This window comes from Silvania confinis, assembly GCF_025564085.1.
Lineage (GTDB): Bacteria > Pseudomonadota > Gammaproteobacteria > Enterobacterales > Enterobacteriaceae > Enterobacter > Enterobacter confinis.
Genome location: NZ_JAMGZJ010000061.1, coordinates 17803 through 33056, shown reverse-complemented (window position 1 = coordinate 33056; position 15254 = coordinate 17803). Strand labels below are relative to the sequence as shown.

Genomic DNA, 15254 nt, shown 5'->3' with positions numbered 1-15254 from the left:
GGTCCGCTAGATAATATCATCCACCACGCCGCCATCAACGCGCAGCGCCGCGCCGGAGGTAGCCGAAGCCTGCTGTGAACAGACGTAAACCACCATGTTTGCCACCTCGTCGACCGTGGCGGCGCGTTGGATAACCGAACTCGGGCGGTGGGCCATCACAAACTCTTTCGCCAGCGTCTCCAGCGATTTACCGGTTTTCTCAATCTCGTCCTTCATCATTTCGGCAAAGCCGTCAGACATTGTCGGGCCGGGCAGCACGCTGTTGACGGTCACGCCGCTGCCGGCGACAAATTTCGCCAGCCCGCGTGCCAGCGACAGCTGGGCGGTTTTGGTCACTCCGTAGTGGATCATGTCCGCCGGGATATTGCAGGCCGATTCCGAAGAGATAAACACCACCCGTCCCCAGCCTTTTTGCACCATGCCAGGCAACAGGGCGCGCGACAGACGCACCCCGGACATCACGTTGGTCTGCCAGTAGTTGTCCCAGGTCTCATCGGTGGTGGCGTAAAAATCTTCTGGCCCGTAGATCCCGGCATTGTTGACCAGGATATCGACGTTGGAGGCCACTTTCAGCAGTGCCTCTACGCCGTCCGGCGTGCTGAGATCGGCAATCGCCGCGCGCAGCTGCACGCCGGGGATCGCCTGCTGTAGCTGCTGGATGCCCCGGTTGACCGAGTCGATGCTGCGCCCGTTAACGATAACCTCTGCGCCGCTCTCCGCCAGTCCTCTGGCAATGGCAAAGCCAATACCGCCGGTGGAGGCGGTGACTAACGCCACTTTTCCCGTAAGATCGATTTTCATGGTCTGCTCCATGTTGTGAGTAAAGTCAGACCATAAAGCGTAGCAGGTGGGCAACAGGTTACAGCAGGTGTAAAGCGTCGTGATGCAGGGTGAAGGGTGTCGGGGTGCAAACCGCAAGGCTGAGCGCGCCGTACTGACAGTGGCTGATGTTCAGGGCGGATGAAAAGGTACTGTCGATGCTGACGATTTGCCAGGCGCTGCCGCCGCGCTGTTTGACGATCGCCTCTTTACGCGTCCAGATACGCCAGAACGCCGCCAGTTTGTCCTCCGGCGTTTCACGTTCCAGTTCATCATGCTCGGCGACGCTAAACACCGCATTGGCCAGCGCCTGCCAGTTGTCGCGTGGGCGAACCACTTCAATGTCGCAGCCCACTTCGCCCTCGTCGCTTAACAGCAGGGCAATATCATCTCCGCTGTGGCTCAGGTTAAACCAGTACGGATGGGCATCGATGAACGCCGGTTTGCCCTGTTCGCCAAAGATGATGTCCGGCACCGGGGAAGGGGACAGCGCCTGAGCGAGCAGCGTTCGCCCGGCCAGCCAGGGAAGGCGACGCGCGCCCTGTGGTGCTTGTTCGGCCAGCGCTGACGCCCGAGGGTCAGCGCTGAGGGTAGAAATCTTTCCCAGTAGGAACCGGTACATAGTCACGCCCAGCGTTTAATGATAATGGAGGTATTAATGCCGCCGAACGCGAAGTTGTTGCTTTGCAGATATTCGCAGTCAATGTGACGGGCTTTCCCCATAATATAATCTAATGCGCCACATTGCTCACCCGGTTGTCTTAAATTCAGGGTTGGCGCAAACCAGCCTTCGCGCATCATCTGCACACTCATCCAGGCTTCCAGCGCGCCGCAGGCTCCCAGCGTATGGCCAAAATAGCTCTTTAACGACGAAATCGGCACGTTGTCGCCGAAAAGCGCGGCGGTAGCCTGACTTTCGGCAATATCGCCCCGGTCGGTTGCCGTCCCGTGGGCGGAAATGTAGCCAATGTCGCGCGGGCTGAGTCCGGCTATTTTCAGCGACTTCTCCATGCAGATCTGCATGGTTTCCCGCTGCGGCTGGGTGATATGCGCCGCATCGCAGTTGGTGGCGAAGCCCACAATTTCACCGTAGATGGTCGCACCACGCGCCTTCGCGTGCTCCAGCTCTTCCAGAATCAGCGTCCCGGCACCTTCGCCAATCACCAGACCGTCGCGCTGGGTATCGAAGGGTGACGGGGTCAATTTCGGGGCGTCGTTGCGCTGGCTGGTGGCGAACAAGGTGTCGAACACCGCGGCTTCTGACGGACACAGCTCTTCTGCGCCGCCTGCAACCATCACCGTTTGGTAACCGTGGCGAATGGCTTCCCAGGCGTAACCAATGGCCTGGCTGCCGGAGGTGCAGGCGCTGGAGGTCGGGATCACGCGCCCGCGCAGGCCGAAGAACAGCCCGGTGTTCACCGCCGTGGTATGCGGCATCATCTGCACATAGGTGGTGCCGGAGATGTTGTTGGTGTGTTTTTCGGTGAGCATGGTGGCGAAATCGCTGACCGGACCGGTGCTGCCGGTGGATGAGCCGTAGGCAATCCCGGTTTCACCGCTGGTGAGTACCGGATCGTCAATCAGCCCGGCCTGCTCCAGCGCCAGCTCGCTGGCCCGGGTCGACATCAGCGACACCCGACCCATCGAACGGATGCGTTTGCGGGTGTAGTGATCGGGCAGGGTAAAGTCATCTATCGGCGCAGCCAGCAGGGTCTGCAGACCGTCATACACTGCCCACTCCGGCATCTTGCGCACCGCGTTTTCGTATTGCAGCAGGCGCGCAGCAACCGAATGCCACTCCTCGCCAAAGGCGGTAACGCCTCCCATGCCGGTAATCACCACGCGACGCGTCATAGCATCCCCCCATTGATGGAAATCACCTGGCGGGTGACATATCCCGCAATATCAGACATTAGATAGCTGGCAAGCCCGGCGACTTCGTCCGCATGGCCCATTCGTTTCATCGGGATCATGGCCATCGCCTCTTCCCGCGCGGTTTCTTCCATGTCGATCATCCCGGTATCAATGAGCCCTGGCGCGATGCAGTTGACGGTAATTTTGCGCTTTGCCAGCTCAATCGCCAGCGCTTTAGTGGCACCGATTATCCCCGCCTTCGCCGCGCTGTAGTTCACCTGACCGCGGTTGCCCATCAGCCCGGACACAGAAGACAGGGTGATGATGCGCCCGCCCGATCGTCTGCTAATCATCGGCATAATGCAGGGATGAATGACGTTATAAAAGCTGTCGAGGTTGGTGTGGATCACGCTGTCCCAGTCGTCGTCGCTCAGCGCCGGGAAGGCACCGTCGCGGGCGATCCCGGCATTGCTCACCACCCCGTACCAGGCACCAAAGGTGGCGATTTCGTGCTCCAGCACCTCGCGGCACTGCGCCCGGTTGCCCACGTCGAACGACAGCACGCGGCCGCTGCCGCCCGCCTGTTCGATGGCATCCAGGGTGTCCTGTGCGCCAGCGGCATCGCGGTGATAATGCACCCCGACGCAAAACCCATCCGCAGCCAGTTTCATGGCGATGGCCCGGCCAATGCCTTTGCTGGCACCGGTAACCAGAACGGAACGACTCATGCGTTTGCTCCCTGATAAAAAAGCGAAGTTAATTCTTCATCGGTGGGCTGAAAGGTATTCACCCGGCCGGTTGCCAGCGTCGAACCCTCGGCGGTTATTGCACATTCGAAACTGCCAAAGCGTTCATCCTGCATCAGCCGTTTGATGCTCACGGTCAACAGGCTGTTGGCCGCGAACTGGCCTGCGTCGCACACCAGTTCGCGGGCGCCCAGCACCATGCCGAGTGTGCTGCTCTCACGCCCCTCCTGCTGACGATGCCAGCCAGACCAGACGCCCACGCTCTGGGCCATCAGCTCCAGCGCGTACCACCCCGGCAGGCAGCCCTCGGCATTCAGGAAGGGAGCCAGCACGCCCTGGCCGCTGACCGTGACCCGGCAGACAGCCGTCTCTTCACTGACGTCTTCAACCGTCTCCAGCAATAGCATCGGTGCGTCGTGGGGCAGGTAGTCGCCCGGTGGTAAATAGCTCATGACACTCTCCCCAGCAAGATGCTGACATTATTGCCGCCAAAGGCGAATGAATTGGACACGATCGCCGCTTTATTTAAAGCGACGGGCTGATGGAGCACGCCGCAGGCAGGCAGCGTCAGATCGGGCGCATAGCGGTCAAAATCCTGGGCCGGCAGCGGCAGGTTGCGAGTCAGGATCAGCCAGCTCAACGCGGCCTCGGTGATCCCCGCCGCCCCCAGCGTGTGGCCGGTCAGATGCTTGGTTGAACTGCAGGGAACGCTGTCGCCAAACAGGTCATGCACCACCTGGGATTCAATCCGATCGTTGAGCGGTGTCGCGGTACCGTGCAGGTTGATGTATCCCACCTCGGCCGGGGCGATCCCGCCGTCGTTCAGGGCCTGCGTAATGGCGCGGATGGCCCCTTCGCCCTGCGGATGCGGGGCCGAAATATGGTACGCATCGCTCGACTCGCCGATGCCCAGTAACGCCACGGGCTGCGGCTCGCGGGTCAGCACCATCAGCGCCGCCGCTTCGCCAATGGTAATGCCCCGGCGATCGCGGCCAAAGGGCTCGCACAAGGTGGTGGACAGGGATTCGAGGCTGTTAAAGCCATTTACCGGCATCCGGCTCAGGGTATCTGCGCCGCCGACAATGGCGATATCCACCAGCCCGGCGTCAATCAACCGTTTACCGCTGATGATTGCCCGCGCGCTGGAGGAGCAGGCGGTAGAGAGGGTGTAGGCCGGGCCTTCCAGCTTGAGCCAGTTCGCCAGAAAACGCGACGGATCGCCCAGTTCCTGCTGGGAATAGCGCCAGTGCAGGCTGGGCTGGCTGTTATGGGTCAGGTGCACATGTTTGTCACCCTCGTCCAGCCCGGAGGTACTGGTGCCCAGCACCACGGCGATTCTGTCCCGACCGAAACGGACAATGGCCTCATCGACGGCTGGCTGGATCTGCGCCAGCGCGGCCAGCAGCAGCTGATTATTGCGCGTGCGGTGCGCGGCAAAGCTGTCCGGGATCGCCGGTAATTCACCCTCGACACCCCCCAGTACTGCATCCTGGTTCTGCAGCCAGCCGCTGCGCACACGCATTCCGGGTGCCACGCCGCGCGTCAGGTTAGCGGCAATGTCGTCAGCCCCGTTGCCCAGCGCATTGACCATGCCTACAGCAGATATGTAGATCATCTCAGTCACCCAGATGTTGAATGGTGATGTGGTAATTAAAGACGTGTTGTTCGATGCTGATCGGCTCGCGCTTACCGTTACGCTGCAGATAAACCACCTCTGTCACCAGCGTGCCGCGGGCGTTACGCAGCTCGCGGCGGTCGCCCTTGTCTTTAAGCGTCCAGCCTGTCGGTAACTGCGGCTGCCAGGCGCTGATTGGCCAGTGGCTGAGCATCACATCCGCCAACACCTGGCTGGCTGGAGGCAGCTGCGGCACAACAATCGACTGTTCAGTATGGATCCCCGTTTGATCATAGGTGACAAGGAACAGACGAATGCCCACCGATGACAGGCCGGCCAGGGTAATTTTATGCTCATTGGCATTCAGCATCACCAGCAGCGACTGGGTTTTACCGTTAAAACGGCCGGTCAGCAGCTGCTGCGAATTGAGCGTCGGGGTGATGCCCGGCGCAGGGAGTGTTACTTGAGTGCCGGGCTGCAGCCATGCCTGCGGGCGGGTGGCGTCGGGAGTTGAGTGACTGCATCCGACCAACAACAGCACGCCAATAAAGACGGCGGCGCGGTAAAAGGGGGACATCATTGTTTTCTCTCTTTTTGAGTCGGCATCGCCAGCGGTGCCAGCAGAAAGGCGGTAAAAATACCGCTGACCAGTACCACCCCAAAGCTGCTGATGGCCTGAGTATTGCTGAATACCAGCATGCCGAGGGTCAAAATCGTAGTCAGCATCGCCAGGGTAATCGCCAGCATCGACGTCAGCGGCGTGCCGCGTGGGTTGCTAAAAAACAGGGTGTAGTTGATGCCGATCCCGAGCACCAGCACCAGCGCCAGCAGCGAGAACAGATTCAGGGGATGACCGGTAACGGCCAGCGCCGCCAGCCCACAGCCCAGCGACAGGAGCGACGGAACCAGGCTTATCAGCCCTTTACGCCAGCCCAGACGCAGCATCGCCCCGCAGGCGATTACCGCTAACGCAACCACCAGCAGCCCGGTGAGCACGCTGCGGTAGAGGGTAAACAGGCTGTCGAAGTTGGCCTTGCGATCCACCCAGGTCACGCCGGGATGCTTGTCAGCCCGCGCCGCCAGGGCCGGGCTGTTGTTGACCCCATTGACCGGAACCAGCACGCCGCTTTGCCCGTCGGGCAGGGTCAGCCACAGCAGCCGCCAGCCCTCGCTTGCCGGGCTGGCAAGCCAGGCGTCAACCTGCACCGGCATGGCGTTCAGATCCGCTGCAACCGTCGTCAGCCCGGCACGTTGCAATGCTGTCGTCACCGCCGGGGCCGCACTTTTCAGCAGGGCCAGATCCTGAGTCTGCCGCGCCAGCGAGTTCAAAGGCAAGGTACGCCATGACTGAAGTTCACCCGCCTGCTGCGCCTGCGCCTGCGCCAGCGCCGGGGTAAAGGCCTCCAGCCGCTCCAGCGTCTGCTGGGCCGAGTCGCCATGCACCACGAACCATTTCTGATCGACACTCTGCCCGGTCAGGGCGGTGATGGTTTTTTCCTGGGCCTGAATCGCCTGCGGCAGCGCCTGCAGCTGGGCGATATCATCGTCGACCCGCAGCGAGGCCATTCCCGCCACCGCCAGCAGCGCCAGCAGCACCGGCAGCCCGACCGACAGCGTTTTATGGCGCTGCCAGGCCGCCAGCCAGCGCAGCATTAATCCCCTCGCGGGAACCGGACGCACTGGCAGGCCGCGACACAGCCCCGGATGCCAGAAAATCACCGTCAGGCACGAGGCGCTGAGCCCCGCCGCGGCGAACACCGCCATCTGGCGGATACCCGGGAACGGTGCCAGCATCATAATCAGATACGCGACCACGGTGGTGAGTAGCGCCAGCAGCAGGGCGTTACGCACTTTTGCCAGGCTTTGCCACGGTGAAGTCTGTCCGCCATGGACCATCCGTTCGGTCAGGTAGTAGAGGGTGTAATCCGCCGAAATACCGATGATGCTCATGCTCATCACCAGCGTCATCAGGTGCAGTTCGCCGTACAGCAGCAGCGTCGCCACCGTGCCCGCCAGCGCGCCGGTGGCGATGGAGATCAGACACAGCGCCAGCGGACGCAGGGAGCGGAACACCGCCACAATCAGCAGGATCACCCCCAAAACGGTGGCGACGCCAAGGGTCGAGATATCCCGCTTCGCCTGCTGGCTGGCGTAGTCGCTGTAAAAAGCCGTCCCGCGCGACAGCAGCTGCGCCTGGGGATACTGCGTTTTCAGCTGGCCTTCCAGCCCGTGCAGAGTGGTGACCAGCCGGTGGGTTTGTTGCATATCGAAGGACGAACCGGACAGCTCGCCGTGCAACAGATACCAATAATTCCCGGCTTCATCTTTCGTCACCAGCCAGCCGTCCATCAGTCGCAGCTTCTGGCTGTTTTGCGCCAGCGAAAGCTGCGAACCCCGCATCAGCATCAGCGGGTCGTTTTGCAGCTCTTTGCCGCTGACCCCGGAGAAGGCCGAGTACAGCTGGGACAATATCCACTGGGCCTGCGCTTCACCGCCGTTCTGCAGGCGCGCGCGGGTGGCGCTGTCGATCAGGCCGTTGCGGTGCTGCCAGAAAAATTCACCCCAGGCTTTTTGCCCGGCGGCGTCCATCGGGCCTTTGACCTCGCTGAGCTGTGACGAGCCCTGCAGTAGAGTTAGCCACTGCTGCGCCACCTGCGGATTGGGCTGTTTTCCCGGGCTGACCAGCCACACCAGCTGGCGGTCGAGACGCTGCATAAAGCCGTCATTCAGCGCCGGGGGGACCGCGCCGAGGGTCTGCTTCGGCAGCATCGCCAGCACGCTGCTGTTTAAGCGCGCGCCGGGCAGGAGCGACAGTAACACGCCCAGCAGGATCAGGCAGGTCAGTGCCCACAGCAGCGCCGGGCGGCGTGCATTACGGTGCGGCAAAGCGTTGGCGTTCGGCATCGGTCAGGCTGGCGGGTGTCAGTTGGTGGCGGGAAAGGGCGATGTCGGTGCGGTCGCCTTGCTTATCGTTCAGCACAATGGATTCCAGATAATGCGCGCCACCCAGATCCAGCGAGGCAAAAATCTTATCCAGCAGGGTGGTGGTTGGCGTCAGCACCAGCGACCAGCGGCCGTTGCCGAGATCCTTAAAATCGATGCGGAAGTTCTCTTCCAGCACCTTGCGATCGGCCTGGAACAGGGCGCGCAGCAGGTGGTTAAACTGGAACATCTGCGGATTGTTTTCCGCTGTGATGGTTTGTGGCGGCTGGCCGTTAAGGGTCTGCACCATGCGTTTATCATCCAGCAACAGCAGCATCGGGAACGGCGCTTTTTGATCCCACAGCAGGCCGTCGTCGCGGGCGACAAGCATCTCCCCGCTGGAGCGCAGCGGTTGGGGCATGTCCTTAATGGTGCGGGTCTGCTCAAAGTGGGCGCGCACCACCGGTTGTTCAGTAAAGCGTTGCTGTAATTCGTCCAGCGTCACGGCGCTGACCCACGGGCTGACCAGCAGGGCCAGCATCGGTAACCACTTCATGGTGTCACTCCCATACGCTCAAACAGGATTGCCGGGCTAACAAAGCACAGCTCGCGGCTCTTCTCCTCAACGGCCACCTGAATGGTGTAACCGGTGGTGGTGCGCTTGCCGCTGGCGGCGTCGAAAATCTGATAGGCAATACGCAGGCGATTTTCATACTCTTCGATATGGGCGCGGACGCGGATCCGCTGTTCGAAGGTGACTGCATCCCGGTACTTCACCCGGGTATCCACCACCGGCCAGACATAGCCGGAAGCTTTCATCTGGCGATAGCCATAATCGAATTGATTGAGCAGCGCCTCGCGGGCAATTTCAAAATAGCGGAAATAGTTGCCGTGCCACACCACGCCCATCATATCGACGTCGTGAAACGGGACGGTCAACTCAACCTCGGTGGTAAAGCGGGGATCGGTCAGCACCCTTTACTCCTTATCTTTGGCATCCGGCAGCCGCCAGAAATCGAAAAAATTAAACCAGTCGAGCGGCGCCTGCAGCGCGTAATGCTCCAGCCGCTGCGCATACCGATCGACTGCCTGCTGTAAAGCTTGCTGGCGGGCGTGTCGCGGCAGGATCAGCGGGTCGGCAAACGTCTCGCAATGGATCTGCAGCCGCTGCTGCTGTTGCAGGGCATAAATCAGCACCACCGGACAGCGCAGGATCGCGGCGAGAATAAACGGCCCCTGGGGGAACGGTGCCGGTTGGCCCATAAATTCGCTCCATACCACCCGCCATTCGCCGCCACGCTGGGGATTAACCGCCAGACGATCGCCGACGATCGCTACCCATTCGCCGCGATCAAGCTTCTCTTTGAGCAGGATGGCGGTCTCTGGCCCGATATCGGTGACGGAGATCAGGCTCAGTCCTGCTTCGGGGGCCATCTCCTGCATAATTTGTTTAAAGCGTTGCGCGTTATCACTGAACACCAGCGCATTAATGGTCTGGTGGCCTTCGCGCTGGGCCAGCGCGCGGCACACTTCGACATCGCCCAGATGCGAGGCCAGCAGCAGCTTGCCTTGCGGGGCATCGCTGTCCAGGATTTCACGCGCACCGGGGGCAAAGGTCACATGCTGGTGCAGCTTTAGTTCCCCACGCCAGCTGGCGACTTTATCCAGCATCGCCTGACCAAAGCGCAGGAAGTGGAAAAAACTGTTCAGACGCGCGGGCGTCGGCAGCTGGCGCTGTGCCAGCGTCTCACGGACCCGGGCAATCCACTGCTTTGAGGCCTGCCGCGCCGGGCGGGCCGTCAGCCAGTAGACGCCAATCACCGGCCACAGCAGCACGGTAAACGCCCTGCGGCCAAGCCATTGCCAGACCTGCAGCATCAACCGCATACCGCGCAGGCCTTTGACCTCCTGCTGTGCGGCCCAGTGCTGGCTGCGGCGACCGAAGAGCAGAGAAGGGATGCGCGGTAACATGCCGAAGAACAGCCGGGTGTGCATCCATGAAATGCGCAGGTTGTCTTTCAGCGTATCGAAATGGGAGACGCCATCCTGGGGATAGGTCACGCGGGTGGGCAGAAAATAGCTGGGGGTGCCCTGCCAGTAGAGACGCACCATCACCTCAATGTCAAAATCCATCCGCTTGCCGAGCGACACGCGGTTTGCCAGCTGTAGCGTCGGGGCGACCGGGTAAACCCGAAAGCCGCACATGCTGTCTTTCAGCTGCAAAGACAGGGTTTCGATCCACACCCAGACGTGCGTAACCCAGCGGCCGTACAGCCGCGCGCGGGGTATCGACGCATCATAAACCGGCTTGCCGGAGATCAGCGCGTGGGGATGACGTGCCGCCAGCGCCAGCAGCGTTGGGATATCTTCAATCGCATGTTGCCCGTCGGCATCCACCTGTACCGCGTGGGTAAAACCGGCGCCGGCACAGACTTTCAGCCCGCGGATCACGGCCACGCCTTTTCCGGCGTTGTGCGTCAGCCGCACCAGCGTGACGTGGACATTCTCGTCGGCCAGGCGGTTCAGTTCCTGACGGGTTTCGGCGTCGCTGCCGTCATCGACCAGGATAATCGGCAGGGCGAACGGGGTGAGGCGTTGCAGCACGCTCGCCATCATCGCCCCGTGGTTATAGCAAGGAATCAGGATGCAGGGTCGGAAGGTTAACGACATAAGCGAATCTTCCCGCTGCTGGCGATATGGCGCTCTGCGCCATCGTGGCGTAGATAGCGGAAAGTGAGGATCTGGCGCTCAGCGTTCCAGTCGAGGCTGAGCGTCACCGTGGTATCAGGCAGCAGCGGGGCCTGAAATTTTACGTTCTGAATACTGTGAAAGCGGTACGCCGTGGCCAACAGCGTGGTGGCGTAATGCATCACCCAGTCAAGCTGGGCAACGCCTGGCAGCAGCGGCTGTACGGCAAAATGGCCCTGAAACCAGAACAGCGTGGGGTCGAGATGCAGGGTGACATCCAGATGCTGCGGCTGGGCCTGCTGGCGCTCAATTTCATGGATTTTCATGAAATAACTCCTGTAACTGCGCATAGATACGCTTGTTCATACTGTTAACCGGTATTTCATCAACAATGCGCCAGTCGCGCGGCACCGCAACGGGATCAAGCCATGGCCGCAGGGCGCGTCGCCAGGCCTGCAGCTGCGCTTTATTGCCACGCTGCTTTAGCTGCTCACGTGCCGCGTCGTTTAACACCAGTAGCGCACCAATCCCCTGTCTGCCGTTACGCGTAATCGGCAGGGCTGCTGCGTCGCAAACACCTTCTAACGCCCGCAGGTATTGCTCGATCTCATTAAGCGAGATGCGTTTTTCTTCGATTTTGACCAGCCGATCCTTGCGCCCGACAAGGCTGAACCCGCCGGTGTCATCAAACTGGAGAACATCGTCGAGGGGCAGCCCTTCGCCGTGCGGGATTAACGGCGAGGAGACGCGCAGGCCGCGCTTATCCTGATGGAAATGGATGCCGGGCAAGGGCCGCCAGCAGAGGCCTTCATGCTGATAATGGCGCCAGGCGAGAACGCCGGTTTCCGTGCTGCCGTAAATTTCATCCGGCCAGATATTCAGCCAGCGATGGGTCTTATCCACCGTGTCCCACGCCAGGGATCCCCCGGCGGAGAAAAGCACTGCAACCGGTGGCGAAGCGAGCTGCGCGTCAATGCGCTTCAAAAATGCCGGGCTACTGATGAAAAGATAGCGATACTGCGGGTCGAGCGCCGCCAACTGCTCGCTGTAGGCGATCGTGACCGAGTGCATCACTAACCCCTGCGCCAGGGGTAAAAAGAGGCGGAACGTTAGTCCGTACTGATGGTAAGGCGCAACAGAGGCCACCACCCGACAGCCGTGCAGCCGGTCGCCAAAAAAGGTCGCCAGCAGAGCGGCTTCCCTGTCGAGGGCGGTAAGGGTTTTGACGACGCGTTTTGCCGCCCCGGTCGAACCGGACGTAAACAGCTCGATGAAAGCCGCGTCGGCAACGGCGGGCAGGGGATGAAAGGGCGCGTTATTGCGTTGGGAAGAACGCACCACCCGTAAAGGGCCGGAAAGGCGTAACGGCCGATCGCTTAGCACGCCGTCGAACAGAGCCCGCTGCTTTTCCAGCAACAATAGCCGGCTGTGACCCGGGATGACGGGGGTTTTACCGGCATGCAGCGTCGCCAGTAACGCCACGAGAAACAGATAGCTATCGTCAAGACAGAGCGCCCAGCGCTCGCCCCTCTGCTGCTGCAGGTCCGTTGTTAAGGTGCTGACGTCATAGCGCAACTGCCCAAGCGTCCAACAGCGATCGCCACACCAGGCGACAGGCGTGTCGTCCGGGCGCGGGGCATTCAGCCACTGGCACAAAGGAAGGAGGTTAGGCATTGCGCTTCTCTTTTTTTCTCACCCGCTGACGCACCAGCCACTCGGCTGCCATCAAGGTTCCCATCAGAATGTAGGCAATCATGCCGTTCCACAGCGTCCAGAGTGCCAGATCGCCCCGCAGCACGGTGAACAGCGCCACGCTACCGTTAAATATGAAAAAGGCGCACCACACGCGGGTCACGACACGGGTATAGCGCACGCCTTGTGGCGATAAGGCCGGATCCTGCAGCCGGGCCAGGCGTTCGACCAGCGGCATCGACGTCCACAGCGAGCCGCCAAAAACCGCCAGCATCACCAGGTTAACCACCACGGGATACAGCAGCAGCCACTGATGGGCCTTCAGCAGGTAACTTGCCACGCACAGGGCGATGCCGGCCAGCGCCACGCTCTGAATGACATAGCGCATCGGCCCGGCGTGATGCCGCGCCTGGCGCAGACGAAACAGCAACAGCCCTGCCATCAGCGGCAGGAGCCAGTGCAGGCTGTTATGCGTCAGCCCAAAGCCAATCAAAAAGGGCCAGGCGACCAGCAGCAATCCCGTCAGCAACGGGATAACCGGAAATGACCGTCCGCCACGCATGGCGGCTTACGCTTCTCGCAGAAGCTGTTCGACGGCGTCCACCACGTCCTGAACGGTACGCACCGATTTGAACGTTTCTGGCTTGATCTTGATGCCCGTTTTCTTCTGCAGGTTAACCACCATATCGACGGCGTCGATGCTGTCCAGATCCAGGTCTTCATACAGGCGCGCCTCCGGGGTGATGTCACCCGGGGCGAGCTCAAACAGGTTGATCAGCAGGGAGGTCACTTGCTGATAAATAGCGTCATGTTCAGTTGTCATGGTGGATCCGTTCTCAGGCGCGTTGGGCAGTGATAAATGACGCCAGGGTGGCGACGGAGAAGAAGTGTTGGCGCATCTCTTCGCTTTCGGCAGACAGAACGACGCCGTACTGATTTTTGACCGCCAGACCGAACTCCAGGGCATCGATCGAATCAAGACCCAGGCCCTCGCCAAACAGCGCCGCATCGGTATCGATGTCGTCAGGGGTCAGCTCATCCAGATTGAGGGTAGAGATAATGAGATTCTTAATTTCCAGGTAGAGCGCTTGCATCATTAATTCCTGACAAAGATTGAAGACCGGATGTTAAGCGATGCTGCAGGTGCCGGTTGAGCTGCCGTGCTGCCTGAGCCGGTTCTTGTACCGCCGCATCGTAAAATTCATGAATGTTAACCCGCTCACGAACGTCGATCGTGAAAAACGGTTTGCGCGCCGGAACCTCATACCACCGACGCTGTTTATCCAGCAGCGGCTCGCTGCAGTGGATGATCACCACCCGCAGGTCGCGGCCACAGCGCACGGCAATATTCGCCGCGCCGCGTTGTAAGGTGATGGCTTCCCCCGCTCGTGTACGGGTGCCTTCCGGGAAAATGAGTAGGGTGTCGCCCTGAGCCAACCGCTGCTGGCAGGCACTTAACAGCGTGTCGGCTTCGCTGTTGATCAGGTAATCCGCTGCCCGGATCACACCGCTCAAAAAGGGGTTACGCAGCAGCGCGCTTTTCACCAGACAGTCCGTTTCCGGCATCACCGAGGCGATGAGGACATAGTCGAGCAGCGTGGGGTGGTTCGCCACCACCAGACAGCCGCGATCCTGGCGCAGAACGTCGAGGTTATCAATGCGGTAATCCAGCACCCCCACGGCGCGGGCGACGGTTAAAAAGGCGCGGAAGCAGGCGGCGATGCTGCGACGAGCAAGGCGACGACGACGGGCACCGTCGCGCTGCACCAGCAATAACAGATTAAACCACACCACAGACAGCAGCAGCCCGCCGATGCCAAACAGCACGAAGCACAGGCCGGTCATCACCCGCCGCCAGCCGCGATTGAGGGAGGCAAGGATCCCGTTCATGCGCGCGTCCATTGCCACTGCAGGCGCTCGCCGGCGATCGCAAACTGCGGATCATGACGAAGATAGTGCCGGAGGAACAGCAGGCTCTGCGGCAGCGAGGCCTCAGCCTGGGACGTGCCGGGACAGGTTTCGCAGTGCAGTGTCTCCCCGGCTTCAATGACCAGCGCCAGCGCAAACGGCCATGTGGGCATCTGCGGGGGCAGCGAAGGCGGGTAAAAGTCGGGTAGCGCGCCGTCGAAATCGACCATCAATACCCGGGCATATCCGCCCTGCAGCAGGCTCAGCACTTCGCATAAGCCCTGTTGAAAAGTATCCCGTCCGGCGGAAAGCGATGACGAGACTATCGGCTGACGCGCAGCAATGGTGAGATTGCCAACCGCTGAGTTGTGTACGGACATGGCGAAATCGGTCGGAGAAACGTCCTGTTCGCAGGCCAGCGCATGCAGAATGCGATAGTTATGTTCCAGTTCACCGTGACGGCTGGTGTAGACCACGGCATCGATGGCGTGTTTACGCACCATTGCCAGCCCGCAATCCACCGCCAGCTTGCTGCCAGAATTGAGGCGGCGGGCAGTCATCATCGGCAGGTCGGTCAGTTTCGCCTGCGGCGCAGCAGGATCGATGGCGTGCAAACCTTGCGACCATGCCAGCCACTGACTGACATCGCTAAGGCCTGGCGCTCTGGCTTGCCAGTCGAGAATGTTAAGTGCAAATTTCATCTGCGCGCGTCCGCGATAAATCCGTAATCCAATAACGAAGCATAGCCTGACCCTGAAGTTTGCTGACTCCGGATAGGGATAAAATGTCTCAATGCAGTAAAAAAGGCTATTGCCGCCGACATCGTACAATTTTGTCGGCCTGCTGGCGAATATAAGAGGGGGTATGACATTAAATAAAAATGAGGGAACTTGAATCTGATGGGGATTAAGTTGTTATTTATCAGAGTCATGACGGCATCCCGTAATAATCATTCACTTTTTTAAGAATACTCACCTTACATTAATACCCGTGGCGTGCAGAGGGTATTT

The 15254-nt window shown here is 60.5% G+C and carries 18 protein-coding genes; all 18 read right to left on the bottom strand.

Features of this window, described 5'->3' with window-relative positions:
• Positions 1–6 precede the first annotated feature (6 nt).
• The 18 genes from M8013_RS01150 to M8013_RS01065 are packed head-to-tail and all read right to left on the bottom strand — an operon-like array spanning position 7 to position 14945.
• A complete protein-coding gene (locus M8013_RS01150; protein ID WP_271266003.1) occupies positions 7–801 on the bottom strand; it encodes an SDR family NAD(P)-dependent oxidoreductase in 795 nt (264 codons plus the stop codon).
• A gap of 58 nt (positions 802–859) precedes the next feature.
• On the bottom strand, positions 860–1441 hold the full coding sequence (gene acpT, locus M8013_RS01145; protein WP_271266002.1) for a 4'-phosphopantetheinyl transferase AcpT: 582 nt from the start codon (positions 1439–1441) through the stop codon (positions 860–862).
• Positions 1442–1443: 2 nt separating this feature from the next.
• On the bottom strand, positions 1444–2673 hold the full coding sequence (locus M8013_RS01140; protein WP_271266001.1) for a beta-ketoacyl-ACP synthase: 1230 nt from the start codon (positions 2671–2673) through the stop codon (positions 1444–1446).
• Entirely contained in the window at positions 2670–3401 is a 732-nt protein-coding gene (locus M8013_RS01135) for a 3-ketoacyl-ACP reductase FabG2 (RefSeq protein ID WP_271266000.1), read from the bottom strand. The genes M8013_RS01140 and M8013_RS01135 overlap by 4 nt, the downstream gene beginning before the upstream one ends.
• Positions 3398–3871 (bottom strand): hotdog family protein, encoded by a 474-nt coding sequence (locus tag M8013_RS01130; RefSeq protein WP_271265999.1) that lies wholly within the window; start codon positions 3869–3871, stop codon positions 3398–3400. Before M8013_RS01130 ends, M8013_RS01135 begins: the two co-directional genes overlap by 4 nt.
• Positions 3868–5034: a beta-ketoacyl-[acyl-carrier-protein] synthase family protein gene (locus tag M8013_RS01125; protein WP_271265998.1), complete on the bottom strand. Its 1167-nt coding sequence runs from the start codon at positions 5032–5034 to the stop codon at positions 3868–3870. Before M8013_RS01125 ends, M8013_RS01130 begins: the two co-directional genes overlap by 4 nt.
• A 1-nt stretch (position 5035) precedes the next feature.
• Positions 5036–5611, bottom strand: coding sequence for a DUF3261 domain-containing protein (locus M8013_RS01120; RefSeq protein WP_271266039.1), 576 nt, complete (start codon positions 5609–5611; stop codon positions 5036–5038).
• Complete coding sequence (locus tag M8013_RS01115; RefSeq protein WP_271265997.1) at positions 5611–7938, bottom strand: MMPL family transporter; 2328 nt, start codon at positions 7936–7938, stop codon at positions 5611–5613. Before M8013_RS01115 ends, M8013_RS01120 begins: the two co-directional genes overlap by 1 nt.
• Positions 7907–8512 (bottom strand): outer membrane lipoprotein carrier protein LolA, encoded by a 606-nt coding sequence (locus M8013_RS01110; RefSeq protein WP_271265996.1) that lies wholly within the window; start codon positions 8510–8512, stop codon positions 7907–7909. The genes M8013_RS01115 and M8013_RS01110 overlap by 32 nt, the downstream gene beginning before the upstream one ends.
• A complete protein-coding gene (locus M8013_RS01105; RefSeq protein ID WP_271265995.1) occupies positions 8509–8931 on the bottom strand; it encodes an acyl-CoA thioesterase in 423 nt (140 codons plus the stop codon). The genes M8013_RS01110 and M8013_RS01105 overlap by 4 nt, the downstream gene beginning before the upstream one ends.
• Before the next feature lie 3 nt (positions 8932–8934).
• On the bottom strand, positions 8935–10626 hold the full coding sequence (locus M8013_RS01100) for a glycosyltransferase family 2 protein (protein WP_271265994.1): 1692 nt from the start codon (positions 10624–10626) through the stop codon (positions 8935–8937).
• Positions 10617–10970, bottom strand: a complete 354-nt coding sequence (locus tag M8013_RS01095; RefSeq protein ID WP_271265993.1) for an ApeI family dehydratase — start codon at positions 10968–10970, stop codon at positions 10617–10619. The genes M8013_RS01100 and M8013_RS01095 overlap by 10 nt, the downstream gene beginning before the upstream one ends.
• Positions 10957–12318 carry an AMP-binding protein gene (locus M8013_RS01090; protein WP_271265992.1) on the bottom strand — a complete coding sequence of 454 codons (1362 nt, stop codon included), beginning with the start codon at positions 12316–12318 and terminating at the stop codon, positions 10957–10959. The genes M8013_RS01095 and M8013_RS01090 overlap by 14 nt, the downstream gene beginning before the upstream one ends.
• Positions 12311–12898 carry a COG4648 family protein gene (locus M8013_RS01085; RefSeq protein WP_271265991.1) on the bottom strand — a complete coding sequence of 196 codons (588 nt, stop codon included), beginning with the start codon at positions 12896–12898 and terminating at the stop codon, positions 12311–12313. Before M8013_RS01085 ends, M8013_RS01090 begins: the two co-directional genes overlap by 8 nt.
• A 6-nt stretch (positions 12899–12904) precedes the next feature.
• Positions 12905–13159, bottom strand: a complete 255-nt coding sequence (locus M8013_RS01080) for an acyl carrier protein (protein ID WP_271265990.1) — start codon at positions 13157–13159, stop codon at positions 12905–12907.
• Between the two features lie 13 nt (positions 13160–13172).
• Positions 13173–13430 carry a phosphopantetheine-binding protein gene (locus M8013_RS01075; RefSeq protein ID WP_271265989.1) on the bottom strand — a complete coding sequence of 86 codons (258 nt, stop codon included), beginning with the start codon at positions 13428–13430 and terminating at the stop codon, positions 13173–13175.
• The gene (locus tag M8013_RS01070) at positions 13405–14226 is read right to left on the bottom strand and encodes a lysophospholipid acyltransferase family protein (RefSeq protein WP_271265988.1); all 822 of its coding nucleotides are present in this window, start codon (positions 14224–14226) and stop codon (positions 13405–13407) included. Before M8013_RS01070 ends, M8013_RS01075 begins: the two co-directional genes overlap by 26 nt.
• Positions 14223–14945 carry a beta-ketoacyl synthase chain length factor gene (locus M8013_RS01065; protein ID WP_271265987.1) on the bottom strand — a complete coding sequence of 241 codons (723 nt, stop codon included), beginning with the start codon at positions 14943–14945 and terminating at the stop codon, positions 14223–14225. The genes M8013_RS01070 and M8013_RS01065 overlap by 4 nt, the downstream gene beginning before the upstream one ends.
• Positions 14946–15254 lie beyond the last annotated feature (309 nt).